The following is a 25,118-nucleotide window of genomic DNA, read 5'->3' on the forward strand; positions in this document are numbered from 1 at the left end:
AAGTAGAAAACAAAAAAACGCCCCAATCGGGGCGTTTTCAAATCCAAGTGGGTTTTTATCCCAACATATATTTGAATTAGTCAAAGGTATACCCGTTGTCTGCAGCGACTTTATCAGCAATTTGCGTCCTAAGCTTCACTACATTGGGTTGGTTTGTATACTTGGTAAAGCGTTTGAGTCCCATCAACATCATACGTTGTTCATCACCTTCGGCAAAGGAGACAATACCTTCCTTAGCTTTTTGTTGGATAATGTCAACAGCCCTGTACAAATACAATTTGGTCATGGCTATTTGTGTTGCTTGGGCTTCTTCACCAAAGCGTTTTGCATTTTTCTCCGTTCTTAGGATAGCTGATTCTACCATATAAATTTGAATCAAGATATCGGAAGCGGCCATCAACAACATTTGATGTTTTTCCAAGTCGGGTCCGAATTTTTGAACGGCACTACCAGCAACCATCAAGAATACTTTTTTCAATCGAGACAGTAAGTCTTTTTCTTCTGATAGTAACTCAGAATAATCAGGTGTTTCAAAAGATGGTATGCCCATCAGTTCTTCACCAACGGCAGTAGCTGGACCTAAAAGGTCTACATGGCCTTTCATGGCTTTTTTAACCAACATGCCTACGGAGAGCATACGGTTAATTTCGTTCGTACCTTCATAAATTCTAGAAATACGGGCATCTCGCCATGCCGATTCCATTGGGGTATCGGCACTAAAGCCCATTCCTCCAAAAATTTGGATGCCTTCGTCGGTGGTATGCTGTACGTGCTCAGATACGGCCACTTTCAAAATAGAGCACTCAATCGCATATTCTTCAACACCTTTAAGCTCTGCTTCTTGATGTGAATTTCCACTGGCTTCGCGAATGGCGATTCTATCTTCAATATTTTTGGCGGCACGGTAACAAGCAGCTTCATCTACGTAAGCGTTGGTGGCCATGTCTGCAATCTTGGCCTTAATAGCACCAAAGTTTATGATCGGGGTTTTAAACTGAACACGTTCGTTGGCATATTTTGTAGCTTCGTTGATTACACGACGTTGTGCTTCTAAACAGGCAGCAGCCAATTTGATACGACCTACGTTAAGGGCGTTCATGGCAATTTTGAACCCATTGCCTCTTTCGGAAAGCATGTTTTCAACGGGAACCTTGGTTTCATTGAAAAATACTTGACGGGTAGAAGAGGAGTGTATACCCAATTTTTTTTCCTCATCACCAAGACTGATTCCATTTTTCGGATCGTTCTCTACAATAAATCCGGTAATATTTTTATCGTCTTCGATTCTGGCAAAAACAATGAACAGGTTACAGAAACCAGCGTTGGAAATCCACATTTTCTGTCCTGTGATGTTGTAATATTTGCCATCATCGGAAAGCACGGCCTTTGTTTTACCTGAGTTTGCATCGGAACCAGCTCCAGGTTCTGTTAAGCAATAGGCTCCAAACCACTCACCAGTGGCCAATCTGGGCACATATTTCTGTTTTTGCTCTTCGGTTCCATATAATGTAATGGGCAAGGTTCCAATTCCAGTATGCGCTCCAAATGCTGTACTAAAAGATCCCGTGGCGCCTGAAATGTAATCACAGACCAGCATAGTGGAAACAAATCCCATGCCCATACCTCCATAGGCTTCGGGTACAGCAACACTTAGAAGACCGAGTTCTCCAGCTTTTTTCATGCACTCTTCGGTATAGGCGTAGTCTTTTTTCTCAAAACGTTCCCAATGTGCCCAAAGCTCACGGTCTACAAATTCCTTGGTGCTTTCGCGCATCATTTTTTGTTCTTCGTTGAGATCTTCAAGGGTGAACACGTCCTCACATTTGGTCTCCTTGACCAAGAATTGACCTCCTCTCAGTATGTCTTTTTCTTTTGTTTCCATTTTTGATTATGATATTAAAGAAGATAGAAAATAGATGAAAGACTTATTCCAATCGGTTTTGAAACCCCATGGTCATTTTTTGCCATTCTTCAATTTTATCTTCAAGTGTATTTAAATTTTTAGGGTTAATATAGTTTCTATGTCTAGCTATTAAAAGTTGTGTCCCGAGTTCAAAAGAGGACCCTAATGCAATATCTATGAAGTACTTAAAAGATTTATCTGTTCTAGATGATCCTTCAGCAATATTACTAGGCATTGAAACTGAGCATCTACTTATCTGGGAACTTAGATCATATCGTTCATGTTTTGGAAAATTGAGGAGCAAATCGGAAATGTCGTTGGCTATTTCCAATCCGAGCAACCAAATTTTCATTTTTTTATAATTGTGCCTTTTCATCGAAGATGTCTCTTTTCTCTAATCTCTTTTCTTCTACTTTAGGAAAGAAACTCATATATCCCCGCGGCACCCTGGCCAGTTCCCACGCACATGGTGACCATACCGTATTTGCCTTTCATGTCGCGCTTTCTCATCTCATCAAAAAGTTGGACAGATAGTTTGGCCCCGGTACATCCCAGTGGGTGCCCCAGTGCAATAGCTCCCCCGTTTACGTTTACAATGTCTTGGTTTAGGCCAAGTTCCCTGATAACGGCCAACGATTGCGATGCAAAGGCTTCGTTTAACTCAATAAGGTCTATTTGGTCCTGTTTCATTCCAGCTTGTTTCAATGCTTTTGGAATGGCTTTTACAGGGCCAATTCCCATGATTCGTGGTTCAACACCTGCTGCGGCATAGTTTACCAATCGTGCAATGGGTTCCAAGTTGAGTTCTTTCACCATTTCTTCGCTCATTACCATAACAAAAGCGGCACCATCACTCATTTGTGATGAATTTCCAGCGGTAACGCTCCCACCTTCGGCAAAAACAGGCCTAAGTTTGTTCAAGGTTGGAATGTTGGTGCCTTTTCTCGGGCCTTCATCTTTATTGACGGTGTAATTTTTTGTTTCTTTTTTACCAGCTTCGTTCACAAAAGTGTGTTCTACTTCAATAGGAACAATTTGGTCCTGAAAACGGTCTTCTTCTTGCGCTTTTAACGCTTTCATGTGCGAATTGAAGGCAAATTCATCTTGATCTTCGCGAGATACCTTGAATTGTTTGGCCACAGCTTCGGCAGTAAGTCCCATGCCCCAATAGTAATCTTCATGGCCTTCTTTGGCAGTTGCGTAATCTGGTGTTGGTTTGTAACCTCCCATGGGGATGTAGCTCATGCTTTCCGCACCACCAGCGATGATACAATCCGCCATTCCCGATTGGATTTTGGCCGTAGCGATACCAATAGTTTCCAATCCGGATGCACAATACCGGTTTACGGTCACCCCGGGCACATCATCAATGTCCAATCCCATTAGAGAGATAAGCCTAGCCATGTTCAAACCTTGTTCGGCTTCGGGCATCGCGTTCCCCACAATAACATCATCAATACGTTTTTTATCCAATTGGGGAAGTTCTTTCATCATGTATTCGATGGTTTCGGCAGCCAGTTCGTCCGGACGCTTAAACCTGAACAGACCTTTTGGAGCTTTGCCCACGGCTGTTCTGTATGCTTTTACTATATATGCTGTTTTGTTCATAGTTTTATATATTATTTTGGAATCTAGAATCTAGATGATTGGAGTTTAGACTAATCGCTTAGATTATCAATAAACTTGCCTAACATTTTTTGAATTTGTAGTATTTTATTTTCTAATGCTTTGAAATCGTTTTTATCTAAATATCCTTCGTTAAAAGAAACTATTAATTGTGTTTCCCATTCGAAGGCAGAACCAAGACTATTTTCTAAAAACTTTTTAAAGAGTCTGTCAGTACTTTTGCTAGAACCTTCCGAAATATTTGAAGGTATGGATACAGCGCATCTGTTCATTTGACTTGCAAGATTGAATCGTTCAAAATCAGGGAAAGTTCTTGTTAGGTTATAACTATCTTTCACAAATTCAATACCATCTTGCCAAACCTTTAATTTTTTAAAATTATGTATTGCCATTTGTCTAATTTCTAGATTCTAGTTGTCCAAAATCTAATTTCTCAGTGGTTTTCCTGTCTTCAACATGTGTTGTATGCGTTCCAAAGTCTTTCTTTCGGTACAAAGGGACAAGAAAGCTTCTCGTTCCAAATCCAAAAGATATTGTTCGGTTACCATTGTGGCTTCCGAAAGGTCACCGCCTGCCATTACGTAGGCTAGTTTATCGGCAATCTTTTTGTCGTGCTCCGAAATGTAATGTCCAGCTTCCATGGAGTCCGTTCCTACCAAGAACATACCCAAGGCTTGTTTTCCAAGTACCTTGACATCTTTTCGTTTAACCGGTTTGGTATAGCCTGCATCGGCCATCAGTTTAGCATACGCTTTTGCTGTTGCAATCTGACGGTCTTTGTTGACCACAACTACATCTTTTCCTTTTTGAAGGATGCCCAAGTCATAGGCCTCATAAGCCGAAGTTGATACTTTGGCCATTCCGATGGTGAGGAAGTACTCTTGAAGTACATTGAGCTCCACATCGTTTTTTCTGAAGGTGTCGGAAGCACGTAGCGCCATTTCCTTGGAACCACCTCCGCCGGGGATTACCCCAACGCCAAACTCCACCAAACCGATATAGGTTTCGGCAGCGGCTACCACTTTATCGGCATGGAGTGAAAGTTCACATCCACCCCCAAGTGCCATACCGTGTGGTGCAGCTACGGTTGGAATGGAGGAATATCGCATACGCATCATGGTGTCCTGGAACATTTTGATGGCCATGTTCAGCTCATCATATTCTTGTTCCACCGCCATCATGAAAATCATTCCGATGTTGGCGCCAACAGAGAAGTTGGCAGCTTGGTTACCAACCACCAATCCTGCAAAATCCTTTTCGGCAAGATCTACCGCTTTGTTCAAGCCAGCCAATACGTCACCTCCAATGGTGTTCATTTTGGATTGGAACTCACAATTGAGGATTCCATCACCCAAATCTTCGATAACAACACCACTGTTTTTAAAGACTTCCTTGGTTTTTCTGATATTGTCCAAAATGATGAATGCATCCTGGCCCGGAACTTTTTCCATGGTTCCTGCCTTGCCGGCAGGCAGGTTTTTTGGGATGTCGTAGAAGTAGGTGTTCCCTTCTTTAACGGTGTAGAAGGAATCAATTCCGGCTTCTTTCATTTCGGACACCCATGAAGCAGCCTCCAAACCTTCAGCCTTAATGAATTCAAGTCCTTTTTCGAGCCCAACGGCATCCCAAATTTGGAATGGTCCGTGTTCCCAACCAAAACCAGCCTTCATGGCATCATCTATCTTGTATAACTCATCCGTAATTTCAGGAATACGATGGGTAACGTAGGCAAAAAGTGCTCCAAAACTCTTTCTGTAGAACTCTCCGGCCTTGTCTTTGCCATCCACCAACACTGGGAAACGATCAATTACTTTGTCAATGGTTTTGGTAAGCTCCAGAGTGGCAAATTTTGCGCTCTTTTTGGAACGGTAGTCCATGGTGTCCAAATCCAAGGTCAAGATTTCGCTCTTGCCATCGTCTCCTTTGACTTTTTTATAAAAACCTTGTCCAGATTTGCTTCCCAACCATTTGTTGTCCATCATGGTTTGGATAAAATCCGGCAACTGGAACAATTCGTGGCGCTCATCGTCCTTGCAGTTTTCACTGATTCCGTTGGCCACGTGCACCAAGGTGTCCAGTCCTACTACATCTACGGTGCGGAAGGTGGCGGATTTCGGTCGTCCGATCACTGGTCCAGTGAGTTTGTCGACTTCCTCAACCGTCATGCCCATTTCTTTTACGGCATGGAACAGACTTTGAATACTAAAGATTCCGATTCTATTACCGATAAAGGCAGGTGTGTCCTTGGCAACTACGGAAGTTTTTCCCAAGAACTGTTCGCCATAGCCATTAAGGAAGTCCAAAACATCCTGTGAAGTTTTAGGTCCAGGAATAATTTCAAAAAGTTTTAAATATCTGGCTGGGTTGAAAAAGTGCGTGCCACAGAAATGCTTCTGGAAATCATCGCTTCTTCCTTCGCTCATAAATCGGATAGGGATTCCAGAAGTGTTCGAAGTGATCAAAGTACCAGGTGTGCGGTGTTTATCTAAGTTTTCAAATACCTGTTTTTTGATGTCCAAGCGTTCCACGACCACTTCAATGATCCAATCCACATCAGCCACTTTGGAAATATCGTCTTCTAGGTTTCCAGTGGTAATGCAATCGGCAAATTTTTTGTGATAAATAGGGGATGGTTTGGATTTAAGGGCGGACGCCAGTGAATCGTTTACGAGACGGTTGCGGACCACTTTATCCTCTAAAGTAAGCCCCTGGGCCTTCTCCTTGTCGGTAAGTTCACGGGGAACTATATCCAATAATAGAACCTCAACCCCAATGTTCGCAAAATGGCATGCAATGCCACTTCCCATTATTCCGGAACCGATTACGGCAACTTTGTTTATATGCCTTTTCATGTGCGAGTTTGTAATTTTAGTTATTAGTTGTTTTTGAATAGATCTTTTTATCTGTAATAAGTTTATTTATAGTTTCAATGACGCTAAAAAAGCCCACCAAATCCTCTTGAGAGGTATGTTCTTTTACCACTTCGTTGAAACGCAATACCACTTCTTTGGACTCCTCTCGTTTTTCCAAACCCAAAGGGGTTAAGTGAATTAGAACGCCGCGCCCATCTTTTGGGTTACGTTTACGTTGTATGTAACCTTTTTGCTCAATATTTTTTAAGATCCTTGACAAACTAGTTGCTTCCATCCCCATTTTGGGCCCCAATGTGGTACTTGGTGTACCTCCTTTGGGGTCAATGCTCAGTAAGGTAAATCCAATGGCCATTGTAAGCCCATAGTTTTTAGCTTCCTCATTGTACATTTTGCTAACAGCCTGCCAAGTGGCCCTTAGGGCGTAATCAATGGTCAAATCTTTCATGGAACAGGTTTGGTGTTCTCAAATATATGAAAAATTTATTATGCATGCATAATAAATTTAGGTTAAGTATTGATGTTTTTTTATCAAAAATTGAGAAGAATACTTCATACATCAATTCAAATGGGGCATCGGTCAGATCGTAGTCAAAATAACAGCATGAATATTGGATATTGTGAAAATACCTATTTATCAAAATATTTATTATGAATATCAAAAATCTATTATGTGCGATTATTTCGCTTGTATTGCTATGGTCCTGTGGTAAAGACGACGGTCCGGAACCAGCTAAGAACAATGCCCCTAAAGTTGAGGTGCAAAGTTTTACGGTTGCTGAAGATATTTCTGATTCGGAGGAAATCGGAGTTGTTGCTGCCACAGATAAAGATGAGGATACCCTTATTTTCAGTATTGTCCAAAATGATAATGATTTATTTGAAATTACGGAATCGGGAGTAATAAGTCTTGCTCCTGGGAAAGAGTTGAACTATGAATTATCTACCGAACATACTATTCTTGTATCAGTATCCGACGGTAAACAGGTTAGAAATGGTTTAATGACAATTACTGTTACCAATGTTTTTGACAGTATGGTTGAAGACCCCGAATCCTTTATTACCAAATGGGAAATATCCAGCAGTAATTTTGAATTAACCATTGGTACGGGCACATCAATGGAACTTGAATATGATTATAAAATTGATTGGGGAGATGGCTCTCCTGTTGAAGAGCTGACGTCAAGAAACCCAACCCACATTTATACAAATGTAGGAACCTATTATGTTTCCATTCAAGGAGATTTCCCCCATATTTTGATGCGGGATCAACCTATTCATATTAGGAGAACCTTAAAAGGCATAGAACAGTGGGGCAATATTGTTTGGCAAAGTTTCTCTGGTGCTTTTGCATTATGTCAATATATGGAATATAATGCTACTGATATACCAAATTTAGAAAATGTCCAAAGTATGTCACAAGCTTTTCATTGGGCGAATCTTTTCGACGGTGATCTTAGTGAGTGGGATGTAAGCAATGTTACAAGAACAGATTTAATGTTTGCTGATGCTTATTCATTTAATGGTGATATTGGTAGTTGGGATGTAAGTAATGTAACAAATATGGGAAGTATGTTTTCCTCAGCGACAAAATTTAATGCGGACATTAGTGGATGGGATGTAAGTAATGTAACAAATATGCAAGGTATGTTTTTCTCAACGGAAACATTTAATGCAGATATCAGTGGATGGGATGTAAGTGAAGTGACAAATATGCGCAGTATGTTTGCTAATAATACTTCATTTAATGGAGACTTGAGTAACTGGGATGTAAGTAATGTTACAACAATGGAAAAAATGTTTTCTGAGGCCACTTCTTTCAATGGAGATATTGGTTTATGGGAAACCGGCAATGTCACAGATATGAAGAGAATGTTTAGAGCAGCAGAATCATTCAATTCAGATATTGGCGGTTGGAATGTATCAAAAGTTGAAGATATGTCAGAAATGTTTTTAAATGCCCATTCTTTTAATCAAAACATTGGGGCTTGGGATATTGCAGGTGTTGAAGATATGACTGGAATATTTAATGATTCAGGGATGTCTCCAGAGAGATTTTCAGATACAATGATAGGTTGGGCTAGCAATCCAAACCTTCAACCGTACATTCCTGTAGGTATTGAAGGAATGAGTCTTTGTAGCGATAATCAAGAAGCATTGGACGCAATGGTCTTTAAACTCAATATTGAATTGGAATGGGCATTCTCTAGTCCGCCGGATATGGTTGATTGCTCTGGCAATTGATTTAAGTAAAAAACCAACGGATTTCCGTTGGTTTTTTTATTGCTGGAAACTCAAAAGTCAATGGATTCTTCAATAACTTTTGGGACAGTCGGAATGACAATCAAGTTTTGAATACAACTCATTGTTCATTTCCAAGTCGAACTTCAAGAGATTTATCTATGGTTCCTTCTACTCCGCTAAGGATACCACCTCGAAATGGCGGTGAACATTGATTGTTGTCTATTAATAATTGGTCATTATAAATTGATTAATATCCGTAGATGTCATTGTACAAATCCAGATACATTTCTTTAACTGGCTTGCGTTTCAATTTCATGGTAGGGGTTAGGTGTCCCTCTTCCACGCTCCAAACATCAGGGGTAAGTCTGAACTGTTTTACCTTTTCCCATTTGGCGAACTCTTGGTTGGCCCAATCCACTTCTTCCTGCATACGGGCGATCACCTTTTCGTTTTTGACCAGTTCATCATTTGATCCCAAGTCAATATTATGGCGCTTGGCCCATTCCTTTACAAATTCAAAATTGGGCTGAATCAAAGCTGCCGGCATTTTTTCACCTTCGCCTACAACCATTATTTGTTCTATAAATCGGGATTGTTTAAAACGGTTTTCCAATAACTGTGGCGCCACGTATTTTCCGCCGGATGTTTTAAACATCTCTTTTTTACGGTCGGTAATGCGTAAAAAGCCCTCAGCATCAATCTCGCCGATGTCACCGGTATGGAAATAGGCTCCTGTCATCACTTCTGCGGTTTTTTCCGGGTCTTTGTAGTAGCCCATCATTACATTGGGGCCTTTGCAAAGAATTTCCCCGTCCTCGGCAATCTTCACTTCTACGTTGTCGATCATTTTTCCTACGGTGCCAATTTTCCAACCTTTGTTGCGTTGGTCGTTTACAGCAATTACGGGCGAGGTCTCCGTAAGTCCGTATCCTTCCATTACGGGCATCTCCGCTGCAGCAAAAATTCTGGCAAGCCTTGGTTGTAGCGCGGCACTACCGGAAACCATAACGGATAGATTACCACCGAGACCTTCTTTCCATTTGCTAAATATTAATTTACGGGCAAGCCCAAGTTTTTTCTCGTACCACCAGCCGTTTGCACCGTAAGGCTCAAATTTGAGTCCCACTTCCACAGCCCAGAAAAAGAGTTTCTTTTTTATGCCCGTTAAATTGGTTCCCTTGGCAATAATGGCATCATAGACTTTCTCCAGCAATCGGGGAACAACACTCATTACATGGGGTTTCACCTCTTTCACGTTATCACTGATTTTGTCCAGCCCTTCCGCAAAATGAATTTCTACACCACAATATTGGTAGAGGTAAAGAATCATCCGTTCAAAAATGTGGCAAACAGGCAAAAAACTCAGGGCGGTTCCACCCGTTTCAAAAGGAACCCTAACTTGGCTATCGACCACGTTGGAAACTATATTGTTGTGAGATAGCATAACTCCTTTTGGTTTTCCTGTGGTACCAGAAGTATATATGAGGGTAGCTAAGTCATCAGGCTTTACGGCATCTTTTAATTTTTCGACCTCACCTTGGTTGGACGTATCGGCTCCCAATTCCACGACCTCTTTCCAGTTTTTGCAATTATCCAGTTCATCAAAGGAATAAATCTCTTCCAGCTTGTCAGTTTTTGAGCTTATGGACAAGACCTTTTCCAACACTTCGCCACAGGAAACAAAACAATATTTTGCTTCGGAATGGTTCAGGACATACTCGTAATCTTCTTCGGAAATGGTAGGGTAAATGGGTACGTTCTGTGCCCCAATTTGAAGAATTCCAATATCAACAATATTCCATTCCGTTCGGTTGGTCATGGAAATCACAGCAATTTTGTCGTTAGGCTTAACGCCCATACGAAGTAAGGCCCTGCTCACGGCATTGGCTTTGTCAATGTACTGTTGTGTGGATGTAGCTATCCATTTACCGTCACTTTTGGTGACCAATGATTTTTCTAAGGGGTATTTTTCAAGTTGATAGTATGGGAAATCAAATAATCGGGTAACCGTCTGCATAGTTAGTTATATGTTAAGCGATTGCAAATTAGCAAATCAGACCTTAACAATGAAACAGATTTAACAATTAGATAAGGTAAATTTTGAAAAATCCCCAAATAATAACCTCCAAGCAGGGTAAATTATACTAATCTTCCAAATTTTCCAACCATTCCCGTGCATTCACAAATGCCTGTAGCCAAGGCGACACTTCATCGGTTCTATCCTTTGGATAGTGCGCCCAGTTCCAAGGAAACGTAGAACGCTCGATATGCGGCATGGTCACTAAATGGCGACCTGTTTTGTCGCAAAGCATGGCTGAATTGTAATCACTTCCGTTTGGATTGGCCGGGTAGCTCTCGTAACCGTATTTGGCCACAATATGGTATTGGTCCTCGGTATGTGGAAGACTAAATTTGCCTTCACCATGACTTATCCAAACCCCGAGCGTGGTTCCTGCCATGTTGGAAAGCATCACAGAATTGTTCTCTTGAATTTTAACCGAAGTAAAATTACTCTCGTGCTTGTTGGAGTCGTTATAGGTCAATCTTCCGTGAGTTTCATGTTCTGGGTTGATGAGGTCCAACTCCATGAACAATTGGCAACCATTACAAATCCCTACGGATAAAGTGTCTGGTCTGGCAAAGAAATCTTTTAAGGCTTTGTTGGCTTTTTCGTTGTACTTAAAGGCTCCCGCCCATCCTTTGGCGCTTCCCAAAACATCGGAGTTGGAGAAACCTCCAACGGCACCAATAAACTGTATGTCCTCCAAGGTTTCCCTACCCGTGATAAGGTCGGTCATGTGTACATCTTTTACATCAAAACCAGCCAAGTACATGGCATTGGCCATTTCACGTTCGGAATTGCTTCCCTTTTCGCGCAGAATGGCTGCTTTGGGAGCCCCCTCCCGACCTCCCCCTAAGGGTGAGGGGGTAAGTTTTCCATCAAAATTTTTAGGGAAAATATAGTGCAACGGTTGTTTCTTGTAGTTATCATAACGGTCTTTGGCCAAACCATTTGCGGTTTGCTTGTTGTCCAATAGATAAGACGTTTTGAACCAAGTGTCACGCAATGAGGCAATATTTAACCCGATTTCTATACCATTATTTTTGATTTTCAAAGTGCTTTCGGAGGTTGGCGTACCGATTTTGGCAAATTCAATACCCGCAGCCTTCAGTTCCTTTTCTACTGATGCATCTTTGGATTGGAACACCACTCCAATGTTTTCGGAGAACAATAGTTTGATGATATCCTGCTCGTTCAAGCTGGACAAATCCAAGTTGGCACCCAAATCATTATCCGCAAAGCAAAGTTCCAATAAGGTTGTTATCAAACCACCTGAAGCTACATCGTGACCTGCCAAAATCTGGCCATTTTTGATAAGTTTTTGCAAGGTGTTGAAAGCCGTCTTAAAATAGCTGGCATCCAAAACAGATGGTGCTTCGTCACCAATACCATTCAAAATCTGTGCAAAAGAGGAACCGCCCAGTTTGTGGCTATCCTTGGATAGGTTGATGTAGTAGATATCGCCACCGTCTTTCTGCATAACGGGCTCCACCACTTGGTTGATGTTGTTGCAATTAGCTGCTGCGGAGATGATTACAGTTCCTGGGGACAATACTTCACCATCCTTATATTTTTGTTTCATGGAAAGCGAATCCTTTCCAGTGGGCACGTTAATGCCCAAATCTATGGCAAATTTAGACAGAGACTCTACTGCAGCATACAAACGGGCATCCTCACCTTCATTTCTACAAGGCCACATCCAGTTTGCGGAGAGTGACACGGATTTTAAACCATCTTTCAACGGTGCCCAAACAATGTTGGTCAACGATTCCGCTACGCTGTTTCTACTACCGGCAACAGGGTCAATCAAAGCCGAAATAGGGGAGTGGCCAATACTGGTGGCAATTCCTTCCTTGCCTTTAAAATCGAGCGCCATTACACCGCAGTTGTTCAATGGCAATTGCAATGGGCCAGCACACTGTTGCTTTGCAACGCGACCGCCAACACAACGGTCTACTTTATTCGTTAGCCAATCTTTACAGGCCACGGCTTCCAATTGTAGCACTTGCTCTAAATAATCGTGGAAATGCTCCAAAGAATATGAAAGGGCGGGATATTTTTGCTGGGCCGTTTTGTCGGCCATAATGGTTTTGGGAGAACTTCCGAACATATCGGAAAGTTCCAAGTTCATTGGGGTTTCCCCTGTTTCTCCTGAAGTAAATTTAAACGTATGGTCGCCTGTCACTTCGCCTACGTTGTACATGGGCGAACGTTCACGTGCCGAAACACGGTCCAATAGGTCCAAATCCTTTTCACCGATTACCAATCCCATCCGTTCTTGGGATTCGTTGCCTATCAATTCTTTTTTGGAAAGCGTAGGGTCTCCAACGGGCAACTTGTCCGTATCAATGGTTCCCCCGGTTTCCTCTACTAATTCGGACAGACAGTTCAAGTGTCCACCTGCTCCGTGATCGTGAATGGAAACAATGGGGTTGTCATGACTTTCAAACAGGCCACGTACGGCGTTTGAAGCTCTTTTTTGCATTTCTGGGTTGGAACGCTGCACGGCATTCAGTTCAATGGCAGAACTGAATTCACCAGTATCTGCACTGGATACGGCGGCTCCACCCATCCCAATACGGTAGTTGTCACCGCCTAGAACAACTATTCTGTCTCCTTTGCTTGGTGTATCTTTCAAAGCTTGGCCGGTTTTACCATAGCCAATACCTCCAGCCATCATAATTACCTTATCGAAGCCCAGTTTTCGAGGTGTCATATCGAGCGCAGTCGAGATGTCTTTTGATTCATCATGCTCAAAAGTAAGCACGGAACCCGCAATCAAAGGTTGACCGAATTTATTTCCAAAATCGGATGCTCCGTTGGATGCTTTGATCAAAATATCCATTGGGGTTTGATACAGCCAATCCCGTTCTTTCATTCCATTTTCCCATGGACGGTTTTTTTCCAAGCGGGAGTAGGAGGTCATATACACAGCGGTTCCTGCCAAAGGCAAAGACCCTTTTCCGCCAGCCAAACGATCTCTGATTTCACCTCCAGAACCTGTTGCGGCACCGTTAAAAGGCTCCACGGTGGTCGGGAAGTTATGGGTCTCCGCTTTTAGCGATAGTACGGAGTCAAACTCTTTTTCTTCATAAAAGTCGGGCTTATCCGCACTTTTGGGTGCAAACTGAACTGCTTTGGGCCCTTTTATAAAGGCAACATTGTCCTTGTAAGCCGAAACGATATCATTAGGGTTGGCTTCGGATGTTTTTTTGATTAATTTAAATAGGGAAGAAGGTTTCTCCTCTCCATCAATCACAAAGGTCCCATTAAAAATTTTGTGCCTGCAATGCTCGGAATTTACCTGACTGAAACCAAATACTTCGGAATCCGTCAGCTTACGATTCAACTTTTTGGAAAGCCCTTCAAGATATTCCACCTCTTCATCACTAAGGGCAAGTCCCTCTTTCTCATTGTAAGAAGCGATGTTATCAATCTCTTGGATAGCCTCAGGAACTATGTTGATGGTGAAAATATCTTGCCCCAAAGAGCTATATTTCTGGGACAGCATTGGGTCAAAATCGGTGAATTTTTCCGTTACCGCGTGGAATTCCTCAATACGGATAATTCCAGCGATGCCCATATTTTGGGTGATCTCGGTAGCGTTTGTGCTCCAGGGCGTAATCATGGCGGCACGTGGCCCAACAAAAAAGGCGTCGAGAGACGCCGCTTCAATCTTAGGCTGGTTGCCAAACAACCATGTCAGTTTATTAATGTTTTCCTGAGTGATTTCCTGAGCGGTTTGGACGGCAAAAACCTTGGTCGCCTTGTCCCCAAAAAAATGGATCATACAATCTGTGCGTTGAACGGTTTAAGAAAGTGCAAATTTACGATTTTGGAACGTAATTCATCCTACTGTAAAGGTGTTTTGTTAACGAAGTGCTGTTGATAGCATATTCGTCAATTCAAAAAGGGCATCCATCAATTCAACACATTGTACGTAGAGCATTCGTATATATTTGGTGGAGCTTTAAGCAATCACTTGAATGGAAGAGAATAAAAGAACAAATTATAGGAATCAAGCACTTGTAATTGTATTTCTGATTGTTCTCATTATTTTGATTGGCTTGTTTGAGGATGATTGGAATTGGAATAATTTTTTCAGGCACCTAATAAGAAATATCGTCAGGAACATGTTTTGATTGGATTTTATACCTGAAAAACAAGGCCGGGCAAACAGTTTTATGTTTTTTGTTGGGCTCATTCTGGTTTTGCTCAAAATTTTGTTGAATGATTTTGTCAATTCACTAAAAACGGTAGGTCAAATACCTTTGGGCATAAAACTACCCCTGGGGCAAGCCTCGGAGCATTTAAACCTTGATTATCGGGTAAGTTAAGCAACTTTTCCTATCTTGGATGAAATATAGCTAACTCAAAACCAACCTTATGAAAACTACCAACATCCTATTGTGCGGGATTATGCTTTTTGCAGGAGCAACTTCTTCGATTGCACAAAAAAAATACTCAAAAAGTCAAATCAAAAAATTCAAGGCCGAAGTAGAAGCCCTAGTGGAAGCCAATAAAAAGCAGACACAGGTAATGGTCGACAAAATTTTTAGTTTTGCCGAACTGGGGTTCCAAGAAGAGGAAAGTTCCAAATACCTTACTGGCATTTTAGAAGATAACGGTTTTACCGTTGAACATTCCGTTTCCAACATTCCAACATCATGGTTTGCAACATGGAGTAATGGGGAAGGTCCCGTTATTGCTTTAGGGAGCGATGTGGATTGTATTCCCAAAGCATCACAGTATCCAGGCGTAGCATATCATAAACCTATTGTGGAAGGAGCGCCTGGGCACGGTGAAGGGCACAATGCCGGTATTCCATTGAATATCACATCGGCATTGGCCGTAAAAGAGGTGATGGAAAAAGAAGGGATTGGAGGAACATTGATTCTTTGGCCAGGAATTGCCGAGGAATTGGTTGCAGCCAAAGCCTGGTATGTAAGAGATGGCCTTTTTGATGATATTGATATGTGCATTTTTACCCATGTGAGCAGTAACCTGAGCGTTTCTTGGGGGCCTACTCGGGGAACTGGCCTTATTTCTGTGGAATATATGTTTGAGGGTGAAGCGGCACATTCCGCCGGAGCACCTTGGAGGGGACGTAGTGCGCTGGATGCAGCGGAACTTATGAACGTGGGATGGAATTACAAGAGAGAACACCTTCACCCGTTGAAGCGTTCCCATTCCATTTTTACCGATGCAGGAGACCAGCCCAATGTAGTGCCATCCAAAGCTGCTATTTGGTTCTATTTTAGGGACGTTACCTACGAAGGTATTATGGAAATGTATGCAGAGGCCAACGATATTGCCAAAGGTGCTGCAATGATGACAGGAACCAAAATGACTTCCCGCGTGTTGGGTACCGCATGGCCAAGACACTTTAACAAGGTAATCGCAGAGACCATGCATGAAAATATAAAGGAAGTTGGTTTGCCCACTTGGTCCGAAGCCGACCAAAAATTGGCAAAAGCTGTGCAAACAGAGATGAAATCCAAAAAAATAGAAGGATTGCCCACAGAATTGTCCGAATTGGGACTTCCAGTGTTGGAACCTGTGAGTGGGGGTTCTGATGATATTGGAGATATTTCGTGGAAAGTTCCCACGGTAACTATGCGTTTTCCGTCCAACATCCCTGGGCTGCCAGGGCATCACTGGGCCAATGCCATTGCCATGGCGACCCCGATTGCACACAAAGGGGCTACAGCGGGCGCAAAAGCAGAAGCTATGACCATTATGGATTTTTTGTTAAAACCCGAATTGTTGACCCAAGCTTGGGACTACTTCAATAACGAACAGACCAAGGAAACCAAGTACGAGCCCATGATTTCTGCAGATGATATGCCGCCAACGTTCTTGAACAAGGACAAGCAGGATATGTTTAGACCGGCATTGGAGAAGTATTACTATGATGAAACCAAATACGATAGCTATTTGGAGCAGTTAGGGGTAGAATATCCAACGGTGAAGGAATAATTAATATGTGTCAGTTCAAGCGCAGTCGAGAACTTAAGCACATCTCGACTGCGCTCGATGTGACAAAGTTTCATTTTTTAAGCGTCATGCTGAACTAGTTTCAGCATCCCATCCAATTGGGTTTGGATTCCGCATCAAGTGCGGAATGATAGTTTTAGACCTTTTTCATCTTGTCATTCCTGCAAAAGCAGGAATCCGTAGCTTGTTTGACACTAATGACACGAATTTTCTCGAATACAACATCTCGACTGTACTTGATGTTAAATTCGATTCTTTGTTGTTAGGCTTTCTTTTTCAACAACGCCATATAAAACCCATCAAAGCCAGTCTCCGAAGCAAAAACATTACGTTCTCTTACAAACTCAAAATCTTTCCCGTTTTCGGACTCCAAAAACTTTTTGACTTGCTCTGTATTTTCCTGTGGAAGTATGGAACAGGTAGCATACACCATCTGTCCGCCTTTTTTTACCATTTTGCTGTAATTCTGAAGGATATCTTGCTGCACTCCCATAATACGGTCCACAAATTCAGGTTCCAATTTCCATTTGGAGTCGGGGTTTCTTTTGATTACCCCTAATCCTGAACAGGGTGCATCCAACAATAAACGGTCTGCGCTATTATATAGTTTTTTGATCACTTTGGTGGAATCAATCACTCTGGTTTCCACATTGTGCACACCATTCCGTCTGGCCCTTTTTTTTAGCTTCTTCAATTTACTTTCATAAATGTCCAAAGCGATCAGTTGGCCCTTGTTTTGCATTTGTGAGGCTAAATGAAGCGTTTTGCCTCCCGCACCGGCACAGGCATCTACCACCCGTTGTCCCGGTTCAACCTCTAAAAATGGAGCCACTAATTGGGAAGAGGCATCCTGCACTTCGAACAAACCATCTTTAAAGGCTTGGGTTACAAAAACATTCTTGCGTTCCACCAGTTTTAATGCATCGGGGTACCCTTCTATAAATTCCGTGGCAATGTCCTCCTTCGCCAAAAAATTCTTTAGCTGCGGTTTGGGGACTTTTAGCGTGTTGGTTCGCAAAATAACATCGGCTTGTTGGTTTTGAGCGGTAATTTCTTTTGTCCAAAGCTCATTGCCCAACGATTTTTCCCCAAGTTCGTCCATCCAATCGGGAATGGATTCCCTATACTTTCGGATTTTGGAAAGCTCATCAAACCTACCTTTTATACGACGTTCCGGGGTACCTTCCAATTGTTTCCAATCGGGGATTCGGACACCACGTAGCACGCACCAAACCCCGAACAATCGGAACAAATGGGGCTTGCTGTACGGTTCGTGAACTTCAGCAATTTCTGAATACAGACGTTTCCACCGAACAATATCATAAGTGGTCTCGGCAATAAAACCACGATCGCGAGCGCCCCAGCGTTTATCGTACCGCAATACTTTTTCTATGACCTTATCGGCATATTCCCCCTCATTAAAAATCATGTGAAGGGCATCAATTACGGCAAATACTAGGTTTCTGTGTAAACGCATCATATAAAATAAGGTTGCAAAGGTATGATTTCTGCTTACTTTTGAGGAAAATAAATACAATGAGGTCAATCATTTCCTTTTTAATGGCTCTTGTATTGGTTTCCTGTGCTGGGGAGCCAAAACAAAAACCCTTTCAATCTGTTGCAATAACACCTGTTTTTGAAGACTCCGTAAGTATACGGGCGATTACCTTTTTGGATAACAGAACATTGGCATTTGCAGGGAGCAATGGAGTGTATGGCGCCGTTGATGTTAATTCGCACAAGGTTAGGGCAAATGTTCAGATGTTTGATTCCATTCAACTGCATTTTAGGGCCGTAGGGCATACTTCAAGTGATTTTTTTATGCTCTCGGTGGAAAGCCCTGCCTTATTGTACAAAACAGGTGACCAAGGAAAGATGGAATTGGTATATACGGAAGATGGGGAGGGTGTTTTTTATGATAGCCTTATGTTTTGGAACGATTCCGAAGGTATTGCGGTAGGCGATACGGTGAATGGATGCCTTTCTGTTATTATTACAAGAGATGGAGGGGCTTCGTGGAGCAAATTACCATGTTCAGACTTGCCTAAAGGTATTGAGGGCGAAGGTGCTTTTGCTGCCAGTAACAGCAATATTGCCGTGCAGGGAAATAAAGTTTGGATTGGAACCACGGAGGGAAGAATTTATTTTTCAGGTGATAAAGGAGCGACTTGGGAGATACAAGAAACTCCTGTTATTTCGGATGAACCCACCCAAGGTATTTATTCCATGGACTTTTTTGATGAGCAGACCGGGTTTGCCATTGGAGGGGATTACACCCGACCAGAATCCAACAGGGCGAATAAAATAAAAACGGTTGATGGCGGTAAAACCTGGCAATTGGTAGCTGATGGCCTGGAACCTGGATATAAAAGTTGTGTGCAGTTTGTTCCAAATTCCAACGGACAAGCTTTGGTCGCCGTCGGGTTTACAGGAGTTTCCTATTCCCATGATGGGGGTGAAAGTTGGTTGCAATTGAGTGAAGAACCTTTTTATACTCTACGTTTTTTGAATGATTCAATTGCATACGCTGCAGGAAAAAACAGGATTGCACAATTGGTGTTCAAGCAAAAGGGTTCTTTAGGAGTCAGGAGTTCACAGTAACATTTGAACTTGATGTTTGAGTTTGATGCGCGGTGCGCGGTGTCGGAAGCACGAAGTTCGAAGTGTCACGTTGAGCCCTTCGGCTATGCTCAGGATAAACTAAAGTCGAAACATCGGGAGTTTTGGGAGCTTGATATTTGAGTTTGAGCTTGAACTTGATGTTTGAACTTGAACTTGAGCTTGAACTTGTCTTGACACGAATTGCACTAATTTTCTCGAACCAAAACATCTCGACTGCGCTCGATGTGACAATTTAAAAGAAGCTCGTCATGCTGAACTGGTTTTCAGCATCTCATTTAGATGGGTTTGGATTCCGCATCAAGTGCGGAATGACATTTTAGACCTTTTCATCGTGTCACTCCTGCGAAAGCAGGAGTCCATAGCTTGCTTGACACGAATTGCACTAATTTTCTCGAACCAAAACATCTCGACTGCGCTCGATGTGAGAAGTTTAATGTCATTCTGAGCGTTCCGATAACTATCGCGGACGAAAAACCTTAATCTTCCGGAGTTGGGAACTCATGATCCAACCTTCCAAAAATCTAACAATCAAAAAATCCAACTCTCTACGAAGTAAACGACTGCATCTCCACTAGTTTTTTGTAGCTTTTGGCTGATTTCATCAGTTCTTCGTGGGTGCCTTGTTCCACAATTTCCCCTTTGCTCATCACCACTATGGTATCTGCATTTTGTATGGTGGACAGTCGATGCGCAATTACAATGGAAGTGCGGTTCAGCATCATTTTTTCCAAGGCGTCCTGTACCAATCGCTCACTTTCAGTATCCAAGGCGGAGGTTGCCTCGTCCAATATCATGATGGGCGGATTTTTGAGCACGGCTCTTGCAATGGACAAGCGTTGTTTTTGTCCACCACTCAATTTATTTCCGCTATCTCCAATATTGGTATCGTAGCCATGAGGGAGCTCCATAATAAAATCGTGGGCATTGGCGACCTTTGCAGCGGCGATAATCTCGTCCATCGTGGCATTTTCCTTGCCTAGGGCAATGTTGTTCTTTACGGAATCGTTAAAGAGAATGGAGTCCTGCGTTACCAACCCCATGAGTCCGCGCAACGACTTTTTGGTAATGTGTTTGATGTTGGTGCCGTCAATCAGTATGTCTCCTTTATTTACATCGTAAAAACGGGTGACCAGATTGGCCACGGTGCTTTTTCCACTACCGGATTGTCCCACCAAGGCAACAGTTTTCCCTTTATCAACCTTTAGGTTGAAATTTTTAAGGATGTAATCGTCTTCATATTTGAAACCGACTTCTTTCAATTCAATACCTGAATTAAAATCCGTTTTATCTTCAGCTCCATCAATATCGGTGATGGGATTTTCGGATTCGAGTATTTCCAAAACACGCTCGGCAGCGGAATTTCCTTTTTTAACGGCATAGGAAGCCTTGCTAATGGCTTTTGCAGGCGTTAATATATTAAATGCCAACCCCATATAGGATATAAAAGAAGCGGCGTCCAAGGTTCCCTCCAAAAGTACCATCCGTCCACCAAACCAAAGCAGTACGCCAAAAACAACAATTCCAAGGAACTCGCTGGTCGGTGATGAGAGGTTTTGACGGTTCAACAAGGAGTTTGAAAACCTAAAAAAGCGTGAAGTTGAGGTTTTAAATATATTATAGAATTTAGATTCCGCGTTAAATGCTTTGATGACGCGAAGTCCGCCCAAGGTTTCTTCAACGATGGAGAGAAATTCACCTTGTTCCTTTTGTACCCTGTCCGATTTTTTCTTTAAAGATTTCCCAATCCGGGATATGATCATTCCAGCGATGGGAATAAAAATAAAAACGAAAATGGTCAGCTTTACACTAATGATGAACATTACAATGATCGTAAACAGAATGGTCAATGGCTCGCGCACGATCAATTCCAAAATGGATAGAAAGGAATGTTGTATTTCCAATACATCGGAAGTGATCCTGGCAATAACATCGCCTTTCTTTTTCTCGGAGAAGTAGGAGATGGGCAAATCCACGATTTTCCGGTACATTTTGTTACGGATGTCCTTGAGTACTCCATTACGCAAAAAGGTAATAAAATACATTGCCAAGTAATTGAAGATGTTCTTGAAGAGGAATAAAAACAAAATGAGACCCACGGCCAAAAGCAGTCCTTTCATGGGATCCTCACCAGAGAATTGGGTCACTTGATAATTCATGTAACCTTCAAAATAATCCTTGAGCTTGCCGATACCTTCAAATTTTGGTGGCTCGCTGATTCGTTTGGTTTTATCAAAAAGTACATTAAGCATTGGAATGAGTGCAGCATAGGACAATGCACTGAACAATGCATAAAGAATATTGAAGAAAATATTCAGAACACCATATTTGCGGTATGGTCTCGCAAATTGGAGAATCTTTTTAAAGTAGTTCATTCACTTATAAATTCAGCTCAGAAATGATACCTTCAATTTTGGTATCCAACTGCGAATTTACGGATTTATAATCCGCTGCCTTGTCCAATTTTGCATTTGTGCTGATGTAGAACTTGACTTTGGGCTCGGTTCCACTGGGTCGAGCGGCAATTCGGGTGCCATCCTCCGTCTCGTAAATCAACACATTGGATTTTGGCAAATGAAGCGTAAATTCCTCACCTGTCTGTACATTTTTTACAATGGAGGTATTGTAATCTTCAATGTAGAGCAGCTTTGAACCTTGAACGCTGTTTACTGGATTTTCTTTAAAACCCTTCAGCATTTGTTTGATTTCTTCTGCTCCGCTCATTCCTTTTTTGGTGATGGAGATGAGTTTTTCCTTGTAGAAGCCAAACTCCACGTAGGCATCGATCAAATCTTTATAAAAAGAGCTTCCATTGGCTTTGGCGTTGGCGGCGATTTCGCAGGCCAATAGGGTAGCGGTTACTGCATCTTTGTCTCGTACAAAGTCCCCGACCATATATCCAAAACTTTCCTCGCCACCGCCAATAAATCGGGAGTTGGGAAAATCCTTTATCATCTTGCCGATCCATTTAAAGCCAGTCAACGCTGTTTTAAATTCCACACCGTACGATTTTGCCATTTGCTGCATCATGGGGGTGGAAACAATGGTGGTAGCGATAAATTCGTTACCCTTAAATCCTTCTTCCTTGTATTGGTCCAAAAGAAATTTTGTCATGAGTACCATGGTCTGGTTCCCGTTCAGTAGCTCTATTTTACCATCCAAGTTGCGCACTGCGATTCCCAAACGGTCGCTATCGGGGTCGGTGCCCACCACCATGTCCGCACCAATCTCTTCGGCTTTTTTTATGGCCATGGACAATGCTTCCGGTTCTTCAGGGTTTGGAGATTCCACAGTTGGGAAATCCCCATCAGGTTTTGCTTGCTCCTCAATAATGGTAACGTTTTTGTAACCTGCTCGTTTCAAGACCTCCGGAATAGCGGTAATGGAGGTTCCGTGCAAGGACGTGAACACGATTTTGAAATTGTCCTTTCCTTTGGCATCAAAACTTCCATTTTTTACAGATGCATCAAAAAAGGCTTCGTCCACATCTTCATCAATTAAATGTATCAGACTTTCATCCTTATCAAATTTGATATCCTCAAAAGATAGCGCATTGATTTCCGCTATAATTTCTTCATCCTGCGGAGGCACAATCTGTCCGCCATCGGCCCAATATACTTTGTACCCGTTGTATTCCGGCGGGTTGTGGGAGGCCGTAAGTACAATCCCTGCATGGCAGCCTATATGCTTTACGGCATAAGAAAGTTCAGGGGTTGTCCTTAAATCGGAAAACAGGTGCACCCTGATGCCATTGGCCGAGAAAACCTCTGCCACCGTTTTTGCCAAAGATTTAGAATTGTGCCTACAATCGTAAGCGATCACGACCCTAAGATCATTGTCCGTATATGTTTTTTTAAGATAATTGCTAAGGCCTTGGGTGTTTTTCCCCAAGGTGTACCTGTTAATTCTATTAGTGCCAACACCCATTACACCGCGCATGCCCCCGGTACCAAACTCTAAATCCTTATAAAAGCGTTCCTTGAGTTCGTCAGGGTCGTTTTCCATAAGGTGTTTGATTTCCTTTTTTGTGTCTTCGTCAAAAAAATCGGTCAACCAAGTTTGCGCTATATCGGTAATGGAATCCATAGTATTTATAGTTGTTTAGAGGTTTAAAAATACAAAGTTTAACGGGTTTGGGAATGGCCTAGAGGTTAATTTTATCGGAGATGTTGTATCGTGTATCATTTTTTCGGGACCGCACCATAATTTCTCCAATAAAGCCCGCCAAAAATAATTGTGTACCAATGATCATGGCAGTCAACGCTATATAAAATTGTGGTCTTTGCGTAATTAGACGACCTGTTGGGTTTAAAAAGAGTTTGTCAATGCCCAAATAGAGTGAAAACCCAAAACCTACAACAAACATGAGTACGCCCCAAGCCCCAAACAGGTGCATGGGTCTTCGACCAAATTTTGAAATGAACCAAATGGTGATCAAATCCAAAAAACCGTTGATAAAACGTTCTGCCCCAAACTTGGTGGAACCATATTTTCTGGCTTGGTGCTGTACCACTTTTTCGGTAATATTGGAGAAGCCGGCATTTTTGGCCAAAACAGGAATGTACCGATGCATTTCACCGGAAACTTCGATGGTTTTTATCACTTTTTGATTAAAGGCTTTGAGTCCACAATTAAAATCGTGCAATTTTACGCCAGAAGTTTTCCGTGCCGCCCAATTGAACAGTTTAGATGGAATGTTCTTGGTAATAACGGAATCGTACCGCTTCTTTTTCCAACCCGATACTACATGATGCCCTTCTTGTGTGACCATCCGGTACATTTCGGGGATTTCTTCCGGATTGTCCTGAAGGTCGGCATCCATGGTGACCACAACGTCTCCCACGGCAGCTTTGAAACCCGCGTGCAGGGCCTGTGATTTGCCAAAATTTTTTAGAAAACGAATGGCTTTTGTATTTGGGTCAGTTTTGGAAAGCTCCAAAATGGTTTTCCAAGAGCCGTCGGTACTGCCATCATCAATAAAGATGATTTCATAAGAAAAATGATTGGATTGCATCACTTGTACAATCCAATCATGTAGTTCTTTTAACGATTCTTGTTCGTTAAGCAAAGGAATTACAATGGAAATCTGCATTGTTCGATTCTGGAATTCCTTTCAAAAGTAGTATTTTTTGTTTTAGTATTCCGCTTTGGACTTTTTCAAGATCAGTCCGGTAATAAGGCCCAAAATCAGACCGAGTACACAATTTATGATTAAACCAATGGGATATTGTAGCCAAGAGAGGCTTTTTTGCATTTCCACACCCTGTTCCCATTGCTCCTCCGTCATGCTCGGGTTTTGTTCCATGGCTTTTGGTTTGGCCATTTCTATGGCTTTGTCCATAAAATCGGGCTCAATAAAATTGGTAAGTACAAATTGATAGGCCAAAGAAATTACAGCCCCGATCAAAGCAGCTCCCACAGCAACTTTTAAAGCTTCCGAAATGGTTAAATACCCACCATTGGCCTTTTTAAAGGCGTTGACCGCCATAAATACGATGGCAGCCATTATTACAATGGAAATTACGATAATTGCTGTGTTTCTTTCGTAGTGCATTTTTTGGGTGTAGAGCATAACTCCGAACACCACGGATATTACACCCAACAATAATCCGTAGTTAAGTGCAAATTTTCCAGTTTTTGGTTGTTGTTCTTCCATGATTTTAAAATTAGTGTTGCTTATAGTAGGTTAGTTAAAGAATGCTTAATTTTGTTACATATAAATTTACTTTTAATTTTTTAGGGATTTTAAGTTGGAGAAATAAAAGAAATCATTAAATTTGCACCCTGAAAATTCTGA

Annotated in this window: 16 protein-coding genes; 3 read left to right on the top strand and 13 right to left on the bottom strand. The window is 42.1% G+C overall.

Annotation, left to right across the window (positions count from 1 at the left end; genetic code table 11):
* Positions 1-76: 76 nt before the first annotated feature.
* From AC13CS_RS08795 to AC13CS_RS08820, 6 genes are read right to left on the bottom strand one after another with little or no spacing between them, the layout of a single operon-like run.
* Positions 77-1,882 carry an acyl-CoA dehydrogenase family protein gene (locus tag AC13CS_RS08795; RefSeq protein WP_293164160.1) on the bottom strand — a complete coding sequence of 602 codons (1,806 nt, stop codon included), beginning with the start codon at positions 1,880-1,882 and terminating at the stop codon, positions 77-79.
* Positions 1,883-1,925: 43 nt separating this feature from the next.
* A complete protein-coding gene (locus AC13CS_RS08800; RefSeq protein ID WP_293164157.1) occupies positions 1,926-2,279 on the bottom strand; it encodes a four helix bundle protein in 354 nt (117 codons plus the stop codon).
* 38 nt (positions 2,280-2,317) lie between these two features.
* Positions 2,318-3,511, bottom strand: coding sequence for an acetyl-CoA C-acyltransferase (locus AC13CS_RS08805; RefSeq protein WP_293164154.1), 1,194 nt, complete (start codon positions 3,509-3,511; stop codon positions 2,318-2,320).
* Positions 3,512-3,561: 50 nt separating this feature from the next.
* The gene (locus AC13CS_RS08810) at positions 3,562-3,921 is read right to left on the bottom strand and encodes a four helix bundle protein (protein ID WP_293164151.1); all 360 of its coding nucleotides are present in this window, start codon (positions 3,919-3,921) and stop codon (positions 3,562-3,564) included.
* Between the two features lie 33 nt (positions 3,922-3,954).
* Positions 3,955-6,381: a 3-hydroxyacyl-CoA dehydrogenase/enoyl-CoA hydratase family protein gene (locus tag AC13CS_RS08815; RefSeq protein WP_293164148.1), complete on the bottom strand. Its 2,427-nt coding sequence runs from the start codon at positions 6,379-6,381 to the stop codon at positions 3,955-3,957.
* 16 nt (positions 6,382-6,397) lie between these two features.
* The gene (locus AC13CS_RS08820) at positions 6,398-6,847 is read right to left on the bottom strand and encodes a MarR family transcriptional regulator (RefSeq protein WP_293164146.1); all 450 of its coding nucleotides are present in this window, start codon (positions 6,845-6,847) and stop codon (positions 6,398-6,400) included.
* Positions 6,848-7,050: 203 nt separating this feature from the next.
* On the opposite strand from AC13CS_RS08820, the gene AC13CS_RS08825 reads away from it, so the two are divergent.
* Positions 7,051-8,643 carry a BspA family leucine-rich repeat surface protein gene (locus AC13CS_RS08825; protein WP_293164143.1) on the top strand — a complete coding sequence of 531 codons (1,593 nt, stop codon included), beginning with the start codon at positions 7,051-7,053 and terminating at the stop codon, positions 8,641-8,643.
* A 247-nt stretch (positions 8,644-8,890) separates the two neighbouring features.
* On the opposite strand, the gene AC13CS_RS08830 is transcribed toward AC13CS_RS08825, so the two are convergent.
* Both AC13CS_RS08830 and purL read right to left on the bottom strand, forming a co-directional pair.
* Complete coding sequence (locus AC13CS_RS08830; RefSeq protein WP_293164140.1) at positions 8,891-10,660, bottom strand: long-chain fatty acid--CoA ligase; 1,770 nt, start codon at positions 10,658-10,660, stop codon at positions 8,891-8,893.
* A 127-nt stretch (positions 10,661-10,787) separates the two neighbouring features.
* Positions 10,788-14,495, bottom strand: coding sequence for a phosphoribosylformylglycinamidine synthase (purL, locus tag AC13CS_RS08835; RefSeq protein WP_293164137.1), 3,708 nt, complete (start codon positions 14,493-14,495; stop codon positions 10,788-10,790).
* Between the two features lie 596 nt (positions 14,496-15,091).
* Here purL and AC13CS_RS08840 point away from each other — a divergent pair.
* Positions 15,092-16,684 carry an amidohydrolase gene (locus AC13CS_RS08840; protein ID WP_293164134.1) on the top strand — a complete coding sequence of 531 codons (1,593 nt, stop codon included), beginning with the start codon at positions 15,092-15,094 and terminating at the stop codon, positions 16,682-16,684.
* 280 nt (positions 16,685-16,964) lie between these two features.
* Here AC13CS_RS08840 and AC13CS_RS08845 read toward each other — a convergent pair whose 3' ends face one another.
* Positions 16,965-18,179, bottom strand: coding sequence for a methyltransferase domain-containing protein (locus tag AC13CS_RS08845; protein WP_293165246.1), 1,215 nt, complete (start codon positions 18,177-18,179; stop codon positions 16,965-16,967).
* 59 nt (positions 18,180-18,238) lie between these two features.
* Here AC13CS_RS08845 and AC13CS_RS08850 point away from each other — a divergent pair, with 59 nt between their 5' ends.
* The gene (locus AC13CS_RS08850; RefSeq protein ID WP_293164132.1) at positions 18,239-19,303 is read left to right on the top strand and encodes a beta propeller repeat protein; all 1,065 of its coding nucleotides are present in this window, start codon (positions 18,239-18,241) and stop codon (positions 19,301-19,303) included.
* Positions 19,304-19,869: 566 nt separating this feature from the next.
* Here AC13CS_RS08850 and AC13CS_RS08855 read toward each other — a convergent pair.
* The 4 genes from AC13CS_RS08855 to AC13CS_RS08870 are packed head-to-tail and all read right to left on the bottom strand — an operon-like array spanning position 19,870 to position 24,977.
* Positions 19,870-21,696 (bottom strand): ABC transporter ATP-binding protein, encoded by a 1,827-nt coding sequence (locus tag AC13CS_RS08855; protein ID WP_293164130.1) that lies wholly within the window; start codon positions 21,694-21,696, stop codon positions 19,870-19,872.
* Positions 21,697-21,700: 4 nt separating this feature from the next.
* Positions 21,701-23,407: a phospho-sugar mutase gene (locus AC13CS_RS08860; RefSeq protein WP_293164128.1), complete on the bottom strand. Its 1,707-nt coding sequence runs from the start codon at positions 23,405-23,407 to the stop codon at positions 21,701-21,703.
* 58 nt (positions 23,408-23,465) lie between these two features.
* Complete coding sequence (locus AC13CS_RS08865) at positions 23,466-24,413, bottom strand: glycosyltransferase family 2 protein (protein WP_293164126.1); 948 nt, start codon at positions 24,411-24,413, stop codon at positions 23,466-23,468.
* Between the two features lie 42 nt (positions 24,414-24,455).
* Positions 24,456-24,977, bottom strand: a complete 522-nt coding sequence (locus AC13CS_RS08870) for a DUF4199 domain-containing protein (protein WP_293164124.1) — start codon at positions 24,975-24,977, stop codon at positions 24,456-24,458.
* Positions 24,978-25,118 lie beyond the last annotated feature (141 nt).

Source organism: Flagellimonas sp. B-3 (assembly GCF_056857835.1).